At 61.6% G+C, this 14842-nt stretch carries 12 protein-coding genes; 4 read left to right on the top strand and 8 right to left on the bottom strand.

The genetic code is table 11. From position 1 onward, the window contains the following. Nucleotides 1-101 precede the first annotated feature (101 nt). Nucleotides 102-1526: a type I glutamate--ammonia ligase gene (gene glnA, locus BAUR9175_RS10590; RefSeq protein ID WP_101583693.1), complete on the bottom strand. Its 1425-nt coding sequence runs from the start codon at nt 1524-1526 to the stop codon at nt 102-104. Between the two features lie 143 nt (nt 1527-1669). Here glnA and BAUR9175_RS10585 point away from each other — a divergent pair, with 143 nt between their 5' ends. Continuing rightward, nucleotides 1670-2110 (top strand): RDD family protein, encoded by a 441-nt coding sequence (locus tag BAUR9175_RS10585; protein WP_009884661.1) that lies wholly within the window; start codon nt 1670-1672, stop codon nt 2108-2110. 248 nt (nt 2111-2358) lie between these two features. Here the strand turns inward: BAUR9175_RS10585 and BAUR9175_RS10580 are convergent, their stop codons facing one another. From BAUR9175_RS10580 to lipB, 3 genes are read right to left on the bottom strand one after another with little or no spacing between them, the layout of a single operon-like run. Beyond that, nucleotides 2359-3090, bottom strand: a complete 732-nt coding sequence (locus BAUR9175_RS10580; protein WP_009884660.1) for a DUF4191 domain-containing protein — start codon at nt 3088-3090, stop codon at nt 2359-2361. Between the two features lie 55 nt (nt 3091-3145). Continuing rightward, the gene (gene lipA, locus BAUR9175_RS10575) at nt 3146-4198 is read right to left on the bottom strand and encodes a lipoyl synthase (RefSeq protein ID WP_009884659.1); all 1053 of its coding nucleotides are present in this window, start codon (nt 4196-4198) and stop codon (nt 3146-3148) included. Between the two features lie 10 nt (nt 4199-4208). Then, the gene (gene lipB / locus BAUR9175_RS10570) at nt 4209-4847 is read right to left on the bottom strand and encodes a lipoyl(octanoyl) transferase LipB (protein WP_009884658.1); all 639 of its coding nucleotides are present in this window, start codon (nt 4845-4847) and stop codon (nt 4209-4211) included. A gap of 178 nt (nt 4848-5025) precedes the next feature. On the opposite strand from lipB, the gene BAUR9175_RS10565 reads away from it, so the two are divergent. Next, the gene (locus BAUR9175_RS10565) at nt 5026-6549 is read left to right on the top strand and encodes a hypothetical protein (RefSeq protein WP_009884657.1); all 1524 of its coding nucleotides are present in this window, start codon (nt 5026-5028) and stop codon (nt 6547-6549) included. Between the two features lie 112 nt (nt 6550-6661). Here the strand turns inward: BAUR9175_RS10565 and sucB are convergent, their stop codons facing one another. From sucB to BAUR9175_RS10550, 3 genes are all read right to left on the bottom strand, one after another. Then, nucleotides 6662-8527, bottom strand: coding sequence for a 2-oxoglutarate dehydrogenase, E2 component, dihydrolipoamide succinyltransferase (gene sucB / locus BAUR9175_RS10560; protein WP_009884656.1), 1866 nt, complete (start codon nt 8525-8527; stop codon nt 6662-6664). A gap of 20 nt (nt 8528-8547) precedes the next feature. Then, nucleotides 8548-9936, bottom strand: coding sequence for a dihydrolipoyl dehydrogenase (lpdA, locus tag BAUR9175_RS10555; RefSeq protein WP_009884655.1), 1389 nt, complete (start codon nt 9934-9936; stop codon nt 8548-8550). Nucleotides 9937-10088: 152 nt separating this feature from the next. Beyond that, nucleotides 10089-11579, bottom strand: a complete 1491-nt coding sequence (locus BAUR9175_RS10550) for a leucyl aminopeptidase (RefSeq protein ID WP_069600142.1) — start codon at nt 11577-11579, stop codon at nt 10089-10091. A 162-nt stretch (nt 11580-11741) separates the two neighbouring features. Between BAUR9175_RS10550 and BAUR9175_RS10545 the strand changes: the two genes are divergently transcribed. Next, nucleotides 11742-12848, top strand: coding sequence for a quinone-dependent dihydroorotate dehydrogenase (locus BAUR9175_RS10545; RefSeq protein ID WP_009884653.1), 1107 nt, complete (start codon nt 11742-11744; stop codon nt 12846-12848). Here the strand turns inward: BAUR9175_RS10545 and BAUR9175_RS10540 are convergent. Beyond that, entirely contained in the window at nt 12823-13383 is a 561-nt protein-coding gene (locus BAUR9175_RS10540; RefSeq protein ID WP_236850376.1) for a DUF3043 domain-containing protein, read from the bottom strand. The two genes, BAUR9175_RS10545 and BAUR9175_RS10540, sit on opposite strands and share 26 nt — an antisense overlap. Before the next feature lie 77 nt (nt 13384-13460). On the opposite strand from BAUR9175_RS10540, the gene BAUR9175_RS10535 reads away from it, so the two are divergent. After that, nucleotides 13461-14834 carry a dipeptidase gene (locus BAUR9175_RS10535; RefSeq protein ID WP_009884651.1) on the top strand — a complete coding sequence of 458 codons (1374 nt, stop codon included), beginning with the start codon at nt 13461-13463 and terminating at the stop codon, nt 14832-14834. Nucleotides 14835-14842: the final 8 nt, after the last annotated feature.

Genomic DNA, 14842 nt, shown 5'->3' with positions numbered 1-14842 from the left:
GAAGGGCGCCACGGGTGAAACCCGTGACGCCCCCACTGTATTCCCTCAGTCCGTGGCTCACCTGCTCTGTGGCAGGAGCCGACTAGGTCTGGGGCCGTGGCTCAGAGTCCGTAGTAGAGCTCGAATTCTGTCGGAGTCGGACGCAGACGTGCAACGTCGATCTCGTTCTCCCGTTTGATCCGAATCCACGTCTCGATCAGGTCGGAGGTGAAGACGTCGCCCGCGGTGAGGAAGTCGTGGTCCTTTTCGAGCTCGATGAGCGCCTCATCGAGGGAGCCGGGGACCAGCTTGATGTCCTTGGCCTCCTCTGGTGGGAGCTCGTAGAGGTCCTTGTCGATGGGCTCCGGGGGCTCGATGCGATTGCGGATTCCGTCGAGGCCGGCCATCAGCTGGGCCGAGAAGGCCAAGTAGGGGTTGGACGACGGGTCCGGCACGCGGAACTCGAGACGCTTGGCCTTCGGCGAGCTGCCGGTGACCGGGATGCGGATCGCGGCGGAGCGGTTGCGAGCCGAGTAGACGAGGTTGACGGGAGCTTCGTATCCGGGCACGAGACGACGGTACGAGTTGATCGTCGGGTTGGTGAAGGCCAGCACTGCGCCTGCGTGTTCGATGAGGCCGCCGATGTACCAGCGAGCCAGATCGGAGAGCCCACCATAGCCGTTCTCGTCGTAGAACAGCGGTTCACCGTTCTTCCACAGCGACTGGTGGCAGTGCATGCCCGAACCGTTGTCATCGAAGAGCGGCTTGGGCATGAAGGTGGCCGATTTGCCGAGTTCGTAGGCGGTGTTCTTGATCACGTACTTGAAGTCGAGGAGCTGATCGCCGGCATGCTGCAGGGTCTTGAACTTGTAGTTGATCTCCTGCTGACCTGCGGTGCCGACCTCATGGTGGGCCCGCTCCATCTCGAAACCGATCTGCTCCAGCGTCAGCGACATCTGATCGCGGATGTCGGCGAACTTATCCTGGGGTGAGACAGGGAAGTATCCGCCCTTGAACGGGGTCTTGTAGCCGAGGTTGCCGCCGGGCTCGTCTTCGCCCGTGCTCCAGGCGGCTTCTTCAGAGTCGATCTTGTAGAAGCTGCTGCCCGGGGTGTTCTGGTAGCGGATGGAGTCGAAGAGGTAGAACTCCGCCTCGGCTCCGAAGAATACGGTGTCGGCGATTCCAGTGCTTTCGAGGTAGGCCTCGGCCTTGGCCGCAACCTGGCGCGGATCACGGGAGTAGGGCTCATCGGTGAAGGGATCGACGATTGAGTGAGTGATGACCAATGTTTTGGCCTCACGGAATGGGTCGATGTAGGCCGATGAGACATCGGCGAGCAGCTTCATATCCGACTCGTGAATACCCTGGAAGCCCGTGATTGAGGAACCGTCGAAGAGCAGCCCTTCGGTGATCTCTTCCGTGCCGTATGAGGCCGCTGGAAGGTTGAAATGCTGGACGACACCGGGGAGGTCGCAGAAGCGAACGTCAACGAATTTGACGTCGTTCTCCGAGATGTAGTTGACGAGTTCTTCAGCAGACGAGAACACTTAGTCTCCTAGTTAGGTTATGGTGGTCGTTTGTCTTGACCACCCCCAATCTTAGTTGCAAGCGGGTGAAGTGGTGATGTCGTCCGTGTTTCGGGCATGTTTCCTGAGGATTCGTCCAGGATCGACTTGGGTAAGCTGGGTCCGTGATTAATCGTGATGACCTCGGCTCCTGGCTTGAGGGACCCAAGATCGAACGAGAAGACGGAGACTGGCCTGGCCGGCGTTTGGGCTTGCCGGAGACCGGTTCTCATTCGGTGGCTCCGGCCTGGCGAAGGCTGCTGGGACTGATGGTCGATTGGTTCATGTGCCTGGCCATCGCCAATCTCATCGGTTCGTCCAATCCGTTCCTGGTACCCGGGCTCTTCGCCCTTGAGCATTTCCTGCTCGTGTCGACGCTCGGCTACACGGTGGGCCACCGGATCTTCGGCATCGAAGTCCGTCGCCTCGACGGTCATATGCCTGGGTTGGTCAAGACCCTCATCCGCACGGTTCTGGTCGTTCTCGTCATCCCCGCGCTGATCTTTAACCGCGACAATCGTGGTCTCCATGATCTGGCTGCCGGCACACTCATTCTCAAACGCTGAACAGTTGAGCCGCGGATTCGGTGACGAACAACCTCGGTGACGAACAACCTGGGTGACGACCTGGCTGGGGCGAGGACTGGATCGACCGAGAGCCGAAAGCAGTAAGCGCACCGTCCAGGTACGGCAGAGGGCACCGACTCATTCGAGTCGGTGCCCTCTGCTTTGTGTTCAAGACTTGAAGTCTTCGCGCAACCGGAGGACTGTCGTCCCCTGTGGCCGTCTGCTGGCTCAAGTCAGGCCAGGTTGGATCAGCGTCCGCGCATCGCCTTGTGATTCGGGCGAGCCTTGTTCGGATCGATGCCCTTCGGAATCGGGGGACGGGTGCCCTGAGTGCCGAGAGCAGCGAGGCGGTTTCGCACGGCCAGGACCTCGGTCTTATTGAGCTTACGAGGCAGCTTCTGCACGGCAGGAACGACCTGCTTCATCTTCAGCTGTCCCTCTTCGTTGCCACCCTGGAACGTATGGACCGGGACGTTGGGCAGAATGCGCTCGTGACGCTTCCTCTCCTTGGCCAGCAGTTTCGCACTGCGTCCCTTCGGTCCTTCGCTGAGCAGAACGACACCCGCACGACCCGTTGACCGAAACACGAGGTCACGGCTCTTCGGATCGATGGCGATGGGCTTGTCGTCCATCAGGTAACCGCGGCGGGCGGTGTTGAGGACGGCGCCGAAGGCTCCGGGCTGACCATCCATCTGTGCGAAGGCGGCAGTCTCAGCGAACCGACCGAGCATGAACATGCCGAGGAGCAGACCCACCATGAAGCCGAGGATCGTGGTGAAGACCGCTCCACCGAACAGAAGCCCGGCCAGCAGGCCGAGCAGTGTGCAGCCGAGGATCGCTGCGGCCAGCAGCCACGGAGTGGCCTTATTATGTTTGGCCGACAGCTCATAGACCTGCTTCATCTGCGCCAGACGGCCCGGCTTCTTGTTCGGGTCCTTGGGCTTCCGGCGGAAAAGTCCCTTGCGCGGTTCTTCGCTCATGCTCTCACTTGCTCTTGAATGGCGTGTCGACGTCGAGGCCGGGCCTCAAACGTTCTCATTGCTCAGCAGTCAAGTCTACCTCTTCGCCCGGACCGAATGTATCCACAACGGCCTGAGCCTCCTGCTTCGCGGGAGTGTGCTTGTCCAGGTGCGAGAGATGGGCTGGGATCTGCTGTCCCCGGTGGCGCATCGCGGTTGCCCACAGGCGGCCGGCACGGTACGAGGAACGCACCAGCGGACCAGACATGACACCCGAGAATCCGATCTCCTCCGCGGCATCGCGCAGCATGACGAAGTCGGCAGGTTTGACCCACCGCGTCACGGGGTGGTGGCGAGGCGAGGGACGCAGGTACTGGTTGATCGTGATGAGATCGCAACCTGCCTCGTGGAGGTCGCGCAGAGTTGCGATGATCTCGTCATTCGTCTCACCCATGCCCAACATCAGGTTGGACTTCGTGATCAGACCTGCATCGCGGGCCTGAGTGATCACGGACAGAGACCGTTCATAGCGAAATGCCGGACGGATGCGCTTGAAGATCCGGGGGACCGTCTCAACGTTGTGAGCCAGCACCTCAGGACGAGAGGAGAAGACTTCGGCGAGCTGATCCGGCTCGGCGTTGAAGTCCGGGATGAGGAGTTCGACACCGGTGCCGCTGCCGTCGGAGTAGTCGAGGTTGTGGATCTGGCGCACAGTCTCCGCGTAGAGCCATGCACCTCCGTCCTCAAGGTCGTCGCGGGCAACGCCGGTTATCGTTGAGTAGCGCAGTCCCATCTCGCTCACCGAGGCGGCCACACGACGGGGCTCGTCGGCATCGAAGTCGGCAGGCTTGCCGGTGTCGATCTGACAGAAGTCACAGCGCCTGGTGCACTGCTCGCCGCCGATGAGGAACGTCGCCTCACGGTCTTCCCAGCATTCGAAGATGTTGGGGCAGCCGGCTTCCTCGCAGACCGTGTGCAGCTCCTGCTTGCGGACCAGCGACTTCAGAGAGGTGTATTCGGGTCCGATATGGGCCTTCGCCTTGATCCAGGCGGGCTTGTCTTCGATTGGCGTCTCTGAGTTCCGTGCCTCGACACGGAGCATGCGGCGGCCTTCTGGCGCTATGGTCACGTCAATTCTCCTAGGCTGTGATGTGGTTGTGCAGGATCTCGTCAAGGCGGTTCGCGACATCCTCAGGTGTCACGTTGCGGCCGAGTTCTGCACTCATGGTCGTGGTGTCGGCGTCCGCGATACCGCAGGCGATGATCGATTCGTAGGCAGCCAGGTCGTTGCTGCAGTTGAGTGCCAGGCCGTGCATGGTGACACCTTCGTGGATGCGGATGCCGATGGCCCCGATCTTCCGGTCGCGGCGGGTTCCGTCTCCGAGGATCCAAACTCCTGCGCGTCCCTCAACGGTGGTGGCTTCGATGTCGTATTCGGCGAGGAGTTCGATCATCGAGTCCTCGAGCTGCGATACGAAGAGCCTGACCTCTTTGGGATCGTGGAGTTTGTACACGAGGTAGGCCACGAGCTGGCCCGGACCGTGCCAGGTGATCTTCCCTCCACGATCGACGTCGACGACCTCAGTGCCGTCGGTGGGTCTTTCATGGTCTTCCGTGCGTTTCCCGGCCGTGTAGACCGGTGGATGTTCGAGCAGGAGAACCGTAGATTCGCGATCTTCAGCGAGCACTTCTTCGTGGTATCTCTTCTGCAAGTCCCAGGTTCGCTGATAATCCGAATAGTCGGGCGCGAAACCCAGCGTTTCTGTGACCAGAGGCATGCACCCAGACTATGTCTCTTGTCCCGGGGGTTCAATTTCAGAGGAGATGAGCCTCGACACCTTTGCGCACCCCACGGCTATTGACATACGGACCAACATCAAACAGTATTAAATGCACACAAACGCTACTGAACGTTTCTGATGAAGCCACGCAATCCATCGACGGAGATGACGAACAATGACGTGGGAACTCCAATCACCGGTCTCTGATGACATCTACCGACTCGTGAACGAACAGGGCCGGACGCTGTGGGGAGTCGCCCATCGAGGCTTCGACGTCGATCACCCTCAGGCTCTCGGCTTCGTCGAAGTCGCTCTGCCCACCGGCCCCACCTCTCTTCTCCTCGTCGAACCATTCGCCGGCGGGTTCGTCCTCGATGCCGTCCGTTCCTACCAGGGACTGGTCGAGGGGGAGCTGCGTACGCTCTTCCTCGGGATCGTCGACGAACTGCTGTCCAGCAGCGATGCCCAGTCTCGGCTCTGCCTCGAATGCATCGGACTCGATGCCGATGGACACCCGCGGATCATTCCCGGAATCAGCCGTACCCAGTCATCATCGATGCGCTTCGCCGTCGGAGAGATGATCTATCACGCGGCGTACGGTCGTCCGTGGGCGCAGAGTCCACTGCCGGTCACCGTTGCACTCTCCGACTTCTCCCAGCCCGTTCAGACCTTGGTGGCGCAGCTGTTGGACGAATCAGTCTCGGATACCGGCCTGTCCGCCACCCTCGCCGAGGTGAGCGGAACTCTTCGTCGAACCGGGACACCGAGTGCCCTTCCGCTTTTGCCTGCCGAACGCGATCTCGATCCCGGGTTGGCGCTGACGGCTCGGCTGCGCGCGGCCAAGGCACCCGGCGCCGATACTCGTTCCGCGCCGAGAGCGCTGCCTGAGCCTCCCGCGCCCACCACGGATTCCACCCGGTCGGTTGAGACAGATGGCGCGGCTGGCCGCCTGCGAGCCGCCAGTCGCGACCACGCTCGCAGGAAGGGGCAGAGAACGCGTCGCAGCCGTCGGAGTCGAGGGAGTCCATCCTGGTTCAGGCTCGTCACCTCGTGGCTGGCAACGAACAGGTCCAGCTTGGTCAGACGACTGTCTGAAAGAGATCAAAGTGAGCGAGGGTGGAGGTTCGGCACACGCACCTGGGCCATCCTTGCTGTGAGCCTCACGGTCATCGGAGGCTTCGTCATGGTCAGGTCATGGAGTTCGGGGGATAGTCCTGCCTCAGTCAGTTCCACTCAGGGGACTGGTGCCGAAGCCGAGTCGAAGCCCTCCCACGAATCGACCCCGTCTCCTGCGGAGAGTCCGAATCGAGACTCGGACCTGGACCAGGGTGGTGTGGATCGGCTCTCCGAGACTCAGATTCTCGACCTCCTGGAGGATCTCTGTCAACGGCGCTCGGAGGCACTGAGCGCTGGGGACGACCAGGCCCTGGCGGCACTGACCGTTCCCGACTCGGCGGCCGCAGCCGCCGATGAACTGCTCGACCTGCAGGCCTTCGTCGGCAATGCCTACACGATCGAAGTCGATGACCTCGTCATCACCAAGCAGACAGAGACACGCATCCTCGTTGACGCGCAGATGTCGACGAAAGTGACCGTCGACGGCGAGATCTCAGACTTCGAGCCCACCCAGGTCGAGTTCGAGCTGGAGTCCCACACCGGCGAATGGAAGATCGGCACAGTCACCGAGATCGAAGACTGAACAGTCGCAGCCGCTGGGAACATGGAGACGGGCCGGTCACAACTGTGACCGGCCCTTCTCGCCCCTTTGGTGGGTCTCGCGACTCACCGAGAGAGACAGCTCATGAAGCGGCTCAGAGTTCGAGGTCCGCTTCGAAGTTTCCTTCTTCCAGACGAGCCTTGATCGTCTGCAGGAATCGTCCTGCATCCGCGCCATCGACCAACTGGTGGTTGTAGGTCAGCGGCAGGTAGACCATGTCACGGATGGCAATCGACTCTTCGCCGTCCTCAGTCTTGACGACGATCGGGCGACGCACGATCGTACCGGTGCCGAGAATACCCATCTGCGGCTGGTTGATGATCGGAGTGTCGAACAGTGCTCCCACCGAGCCGATGTTGGTGATGGTGAACGTTCCGCCGGACAGTTCATCAGGCATGATCTTGTTGTTGCGGGTGCGGTCCGCAACATCGTCAATGGACTTCGACAGCCCCGCGATACTCAGGTCACCCGCATCCTTGATCACAGGAACCAGGAGTCCGCGTGGGGTGTCCACTGCGATCGCCAGGTGCTCGTGGTCGAAGTACGAGATCTGCTGAGATTCCAGATCGTACTGTGCGTTGACCTTGGGGTGCTGCTTGAGAGCCTCGACGACTGCCTTGCCGAAGAACGGCAGGTAGGTCAGCTTCGAGCCGTGCTTGGACTGGAAGGCCTCTTTGTTGGCCTTGCGCAGCTTGACGACGCGGGTCATATCGACCTCGACCACCTGGGTGAGCTGAGCCGATACCTCGAGGGATTCGCTCATCCGCTTGGCGATGGTCTGGCGGATGCGAGAAGCCTTCTCCGTGGTGCCGCGAAGCTTGGCGGCCTCCTCGGGGATCTCGAGCTTGAACGGCTCCTTCGCGCCGCCGGCTGCTGGAGCAGCAGACCCTGCCGGAGCAGACGAACGGTTGGCCGCTGCGGCCACGACGTCCTGCTTGCGGATGCGTCCACCCACGCCGGTGCCGGTGACCGAGCTCAGATCGACACCCTCATCGCGTGCCAGGCGGCGCACGAGGGGAGTCACATATGCGGCATTCTCACCGACGGTGTCAGCAGCGGCAGGAGCCGATGCAGATCCTTCGGACTTCTCAGCAGGCTTCTTCTCGTCAGGCTTCGAAGCGGCCGGGGCAGAAGTCTCCTGCTTCGGTGCCTCTTCTGCAGGCTCAGACTTCTCGTCTTCGGCCGGAGCCTCTTCCTCAGCAGGCTCCTCAGCTGGTTCTTCGGCCGGCTCTTCCTCTGCATCAGAGGAAGACTCGGCTTCACCCGAACCGGAATCTGTCGATCCCGAGTCGGAGGACGAAGGAGCGCCGGAGCCGACGCGAGCCAATGGCTCGCCGACCTCGACTGTCTCGTCCTCTTCTGCGAGGTGTGCCTGCACGATGCCTGCCACGGGGGAGGGCACCTCGGTGTCGACCTTGTCGGTGGACACCTCGAGGAGAGGCTCGTCGACCTCAACCTCTTCGCCGACCTCCTTCAGCCAACGAGTCACAGTGCCTTCTGTCACGGACTCGCCCAGCGCCGGCATGGTGATCTCCGTGCCTTCGCCTTCGGAGCCTGACGAGGCCGGTGCTTCAGCTGCTGGTTCGTCTGCTGAGTCCGCGGATGATTCCTCGGCCGCCTCGGTCTCCTCTGCCTCTGCGGGCTCGGGAGCTTCGGCCGCTTCAGAAGAATCCTCGTCATCGGAGTCATCTTCCTCAGACGAGGCCGCGGAGTCCGATCCGCTGCCGTCGCCGATGTAGGCAAGGTCTCCACCGACTTCGACGACATCGTCCTCGTCGGCCAAGATCTTCTCCAGGACACCTGCGTACGGGCTGGGGATCTCCGTGTCGACCTTGTCGGTCGACACCTCGAGCAACGGCTCGTCTACTTCGATTTCTTCACCGACGGATTTCAGCCAGCGGGTGACTGTTCCTTCGGTCACCGACTCACCGAGAGCCGGCATCTGCACGGAATTCGACATGTCTTTCGTCTCCTCGGATCTTAAGAGTGGAAGTGCAGGGGTTTGCCGGCAAGGGCCAGGTGGGCCTCGCCGAGTGCTTCATTCTGCGTCGGGTGAGCGTGAATGAGTTGCGCAACTTCCTCTGGGAATGCCTCCCAGTTGACAATCAGTTGGGCTTCGCCTGCCTGTTCGCTCAGTCGAGCGCCGATGCCGTGGACGCCGACGACGGGTCCGTCCTTCTCACGGATGACCTTGACCAGACCCGTGGTATTCAGGATCACGGACTTGCCGTTGCCACCCAGGTTGTATTCGATGGATTCGACGCTGTCGGCTCCATACTGCTCTTCGGCCTGCTTGGACGAGAGTCCGACAGAGAAGATCTCGGGTTCGCAGTAGGTCACGCGAGGAATACCGGACTCCAAGACAGGAACCGGGTTGAGTCCAGCGATCTCCTCGGCGATGAAGATTCCCTGACCGAAGGCACGGTGGGCCAGCTGCAGGCCGGGAACGATGTCGCCGCAGGCGTAGATGTTGCCGACGCCGGTGTGGAGTCGCTCGTTGGCCAGGACGAATCCGCGGTCCATGGGGATGCCCTGCTCTTCGAAGCCGAAGCCGTCGGTGACCGGGCCACGGCCGACAGCTACGAGAAGGTACTCGGCTTCGAGGACCGAACCGTCTTCGAGAGTCACCTTGACTCCGTCGGCGGTCTCTTCGACGCCCTTGAACATGGTACCGAGCTTGAAGCCGATCTTGCGCTTCTTGAAGGCACGTTCGAGGTTCTTCGAGATCGTCTCGTCCTCGTTGGCCACGAGGTGCTTGAGTCCCTCAACGATGGTGACCTGGGCACCGAACGACGACCACACGCTGGCGAACTCGACGCCGATGACGCCGCCGCCGAGAACGATCGCCGAGCCGGGGACCTTGTCGAGCTCGAGAGCTTCAGTGCTCGTGATCACACGCTCGGTGATGTCGAGGCCGATGGTCTTCGACGTCGAACCCGTTGACAGGAGAACGTTGGTGCCGGTGACGGTGTGCTTGCCGTCTTCACCCTCGACCTCGACCGTATCCTTGCCGACGAGCTTGCCGGTGCCGAAGTACGTGTCGATTCCACGTGCCTTGACCAGACCCTGCAGGCCTTTGTAGTTACGAGAAATGACATTGTTCTTGTAGTCGAGAACTTTCTCGATGTCGATGCCCTTGAATTCGACCTCAATGCCGAAGTTGGACGATTCCTTCGCTGTGTCGGCGACTTCTGCAGCATGCAGAAGCGCCTTCGTCGGGACACAACCGCGGTGCAAGCATGTGCCGCCAACCTTGTCGCGTTCGATCAAAGCAACCTTCATGTCGAGCTCTGCAGCACGCAGCGCGGCAGCGTAGCCGCCGGTTCCGCCGCCCAGAACGACAAGGTCGTAGGTCAATGAGTCACTCACGGATTACTCCTCGTAGCTGTGAATAAGCCTGCCTTACGCAGCTTTCCTTCTATCTTTCCACTTTTCTCGCCAAGGGCGAAAGCACACGCTGTCTGTTTGGACACAGGTGGTGATGATCACGTCAAGATCGACAGTGTGTAGAAACTGTTGTGTCAGTTCACCTGCTTCGCTGCTTGGATGAGGGTCCGAACTGCCGCGCCGGTGGCGGCGACTGGGGTGTAGCCGAACGCGGACCCGGTGTTGAAGCTCGGTCCGGCGATGTCGATGTGGGCCCAGTTAGCGTCCTCGCTGACGAATTCTTGGAGGAATGCGGCGGCGGCGAGCATACCGCCGGGGCGCGGTCCGGAGTTCTTCAGGTCGGCTGCGTTGGAGTCGAAACCGGAGAGCATCTCTTCGGGGATCGGCATTGCCCACATCTCTTCGCCGGCTTCCGTCGCCGAGGCGGTCACGAGACTGCGTGCAGCCTCAGCACCCATGACGCCTGATGTCCGATTGCCCAAGGCCACGACCTGTGCTCCCGTCAGTGTGGCCACATCGATGAGCAGATCGGGATTCTCTGCGTCGGCGTCTGCCAATGCGTCGGCGAGAACCAATCGGCCCTCGGCATCGGTATTGGTGACTTCGACCGTCTTGCCGCTGCGCATATGCAGCACGTCGCTGGGTCGAGTGGCCGATGATCCCGGCATGTTCTCGGCCAGGGGCAGCCAGGCAGTCGCACGGACGGGCAGTCCCAGGTCTGCGATGGCGAACAGGGCCTGGACGACGGCTGCGGCGCCGGCCATGTCGGATTTCATGTCCTCCATGCTCGCTGCGGGCTTGAGGGAGATGCCGCCGGAGTCGAAGGTGATGCCCTTGCCGACGAAGCTCACGTGGCGTTCGGCGCCTTTGGGGGAGTACTCGACCTTGACCAGGCGCGGGCCGCGAGTTGAACCTTGGCCGACACCGGTGATTCCACCGTATCCACCGGCCTGGAGTTCCTTCTCGCCGAGGACGCTCACCTTGAGCTTGCGTTCCTTGCCCTGGTCCTTGACGCGCTGGGCGAAGGATTCGGGGTAGAGATCGAGGGGAGGGGTGTTGACGAGGTCTCGGGCCCGGTTCGTCGCTGCGGCGATGATCGCGCCGGTGGCGTGCGCGGCCGAGTGCTCCTTGCTCTTGGGCCCGAGGATGGTCACGGTGCCGGGCACCTTGTCTGAGTCCTCGCTGCGGTAGTCGATGAACCGGTAGGCACCGAGTGCGGCACCGACGGTGACAGCTTCGATGGCTTCGGCGCTCAGTGCCGGAAGGCCCACGGCGATCGAATCCACACCGTCGACGGCGCGCAGGGCATTGCCTGCGGCGCGACGCAGCACCTCGTGTGACTTTGCTGCGGCGTCAGTGCCGCGTGCTGTGGCGTCGAAGTCACCGAGTCCGACTAAGAGGATGCTTGTGGCGGAGAACCCTTTGGGAGCGGCGACGCGGGCCGTGGATCCGGCCTTGCCGGAGAATTCGATGGCCCGAGCCACGTCTTCCAAGGCTGTTCGTGCGGACTTTGCGGTCTCGAGCCCGAGAACCTTGTCGTCGGCGACTCCCAGCACCAGAACGGAAGCGGTGGCTTTCACGAGGGTGGTCGAAGAGTAGCCGGTGGGCGTGGATGCACTGGGCATATATTCCCTTTCATTGTCTTTGAACGTTGAATCGATCCTAATGCCATTTCGCGGGGGATGGATAAACGGCGACCGTTCTGAGCAGGGATCTGCGTGAATTCCTGATGTCAGCCAACTATCCCGTCTGACGTTCGGGTCACCGCCTGGCATATTCTGGTGGGTGTGTACTCACTTATCTTCAAACTCTTCTTCGCCCCTATGGATGCCGAACGTGCACATCATGTGTCGTTCACAGCGCTGAAAATCCTCGACTCCGTCCCCGGTCTGGGCCGTCTGCTGCGTCTGGTCCTAGCCCGCGGCACTCGAGACGAGGTGAATGTCCTGGGTCTGCGGTTCCCCAACCGCCTCGGGCTTGCTGCCGGCTTCGACAAGAACGGTGAGGGGATTCGCGCGCTCTCGGCGCTGGGCTTCGGCCACATCGAGGTCGGCACCATCACCGCTCATTCTCAGCCCGGCAACGACAAGCCTCGACTGTTTCGACTGCGCAACAATATTGCGCTGCTCAATCGGATGGGCTTCAACAATCAGGGCGCCCGGCAGGCCGCATTCAACATCGAGGGGCAACGGAAGTCCATTGCCTCCCTACCCGCGAGACAGCGACCGCTCATCGGGATCAACATCGGCAAGACCAAGGTCGTCGACGCCGCCGATGCGGTCGAGGACTATGCGAGTTCAGCGCGGTTCTGTGCACCTCTGGCTGACTACCTCGTCATCAATGTCAGTTCACCCAACACTCCGGGGCTGCGTGACCTGCAGTCCGTGTCTAGCCTGGAACCCATCATCGACGCCGTGCGCTCTGCCGCCGCCGAGGTGGTCCCAGCTCCGCGCTCCACGCTCGGTCATGTGCCCCTGTTGGTGAAGATCGCCCCCGACCTCAGCGACGAAGACGTCATCGATATCTGTGAACTGGCCATGCGCGCAGGAGTCGACGGCCTCATCACCACCAACACCACGATTGATCGGGACGTGCTCACCGGTCGGGAGGCTGACTTCGCCCGCAGTCAGGCCGGAGGCATCTCGGGCCGACCATTGGCCCCTCGGTCGATGGAGGTTCTGCGCTTGGTCAAAGCCACCGTGGGTGAGCGCCTCAGCATCATCTCGGTCGGGGGAATCGTCGATGCCAACGACATCAGCGCCCGGCTTGCGGCGGGCGCTGATCTGGTTCAATCCTATTCGGAGATGATCTATTCCGGTCCGTTCTGGCCAGGACGGATCATCCGTGGAGCAAGGTCGAGAACTCTGCTCACTCGGGGTACTGGCGGCGCTTGACCTGTGGCTTGGGCATGCGCAGCGGCCGAATCTGGACGCTGCGCATGATCGCGTAGAACGCCAGGCCTCGTTCGACGGTTCCGAACTTGGCGCGCAGCCGGCCCTTGAGGATGTAGTTGACGATGACACCGTCGAGGATGACCAGCGCCAACAGGCCCCAGACCGCGTAGGTGAAGTACTGCTGAATGGCCACGGGCTGGGTGAACGCCACAACCAGGATCAGAATAGCGGCAGGGATGAACAGCTCTCCGATCGAGAATCGGGCGTCGATGTAGTCGCGGACGTAACGACGCTGAGGCCCCTTGTCACGGCGAGTCAGGTACTGCTCTTCGCCGTTCATCATGCCGATGCGGGCACGGTCACGGTCCTTGCGCGTCTGCTCCTTGGCCCGCTGGTTCGCCACCTTGCGATCCTTCGACACCAGTGGCTGCTTACGCACCGATTCCTGTTGGCTGCGCTTAGGCGTCGGCCGTCCTTTCTTCTGCTCAGCCTCACGCTGCGGGGCAGCATCAGGGCGTGAACCGTCATTGTTCACCGGTCGATTGTCGGAGGATTGCGCATCCTCATGAGTTTTTTTGCTTCCGAACACCTAATGAATACTACCTTTGGAGAATGAGCGAATCGACTTCAGCACTTGACAGTGCCCAATTGCATGCCGAACTCGACACTATTTTCGACGAGGTCATCGACAAACTGACTGATCTTGTGGCGATCCCCTCGGTCGCGTGGCCGAGCTTCGATCCCGCACACGTACGAGCCAGCGCCGAAGCAGTCGCCAGCCTCGCCCGCGACCTCGGGCTCGACGTCGAAATCCTGACAGCAGCTCAGGAAGACGGAACCGAGGGCTATCCGGCTGTGGTCGCCTCGGTCCCGGCACCTGCTGGAGCCCCGACTGTGCTGCTCTACGCCCACCACGACGTTCAGCCTCCAGGCAAGTCTGAGGCCTGGACTACCGACCCCTTCACAGCCACCAGAACGGGGGACCGGCTCTATGGCCGTGGCGCCGCGGATGACAAGGCCGGCATCATGGTCCACCTCACTGCACTTCGTCTCCTGTCGGACCGCCTCGGCGTAGGTGTGACTCTCTTCATCGAAGGTGAGGAAGAGGCCGGCAGCCCCAGCTTCCGCAACTTCCTCGAGACCTACCAGGACAAACTCGCCGCAGATGTCATCGTCGTGGCAGATTCCGGCAACTGGGCGGCGGGCACACCGGCCCTGACGACGAGTCTGCGCGGAATGTGCGCGGTCGAATTTGAGATCTCCACGCTTGATCACGCCGTGCATTCGGGCATGTACGGAGGCATCGTCCCCGATGCGATGCTGGCGATGACTCGCGTGTTGAGCAGCCTCCATGATGAGAACGGCTCGGTTGCCGTCAGCGGGCTGAAGTCGCAGGCCCAGAGCGAGATCGACTACGAGGAGTCGACGATCCGGGACGACTCCGGTGTCCTCGACTCGACTGCGCTCATCGGCACAGGATCATTGGCTTCGCGTCTCTGGACGCAGCCGTCGATCACCGTCATCGGTCTCGACATCCCTGACGTCGATGTGTCGTCGAATACTCTCCAGTCGAGCCTGCGGGCGAAGTTGTCGATTCGACTGGCACCCGGTGACACTCCGGACAATGCCGTCGAAGCAGTCGAGAGGCACCTGCGTGAGAATCTTCCCTTCGGTGCCGAACTGACCATCGGAGACACGGAGGGCGGCAGCCCGTGGCAAGCCGATATGAGTGATCCTGTGGTGCAGACCGCACAGCAGGCGCTCACCGAGGCCTGGGGGCAGGATTCTGTGACCATGGGCATCGGCGGCTCGATCCCGTTCATCGCCGATCTCCTCGACGTGTTCCCTCAGGCATCTATCTTGGTCACCGGAGTCGAGGACCCGGACGCCAGGGCACACAGCGCCAATGAGTCGCTGTATCTGCCCGATTTCAAGGCGGCCATCGTCGCAGAGGCACTCCTTCTTCAGAAATTGGCACACGGATGAGGGTTGTT

This window comes from Brevibacterium aurantiacum (assembly GCF_900169065.1).
In the GTDB taxonomy this organism is placed as follows: Bacteria; Actinomycetota; Actinomycetes; order Actinomycetales; family Brevibacteriaceae; genus Brevibacterium; species Brevibacterium aurantiacum.
Note: the sequence above shows the minus strand (reverse complement) of the source record. Positions and strands in the feature narration are given on the sequence as shown.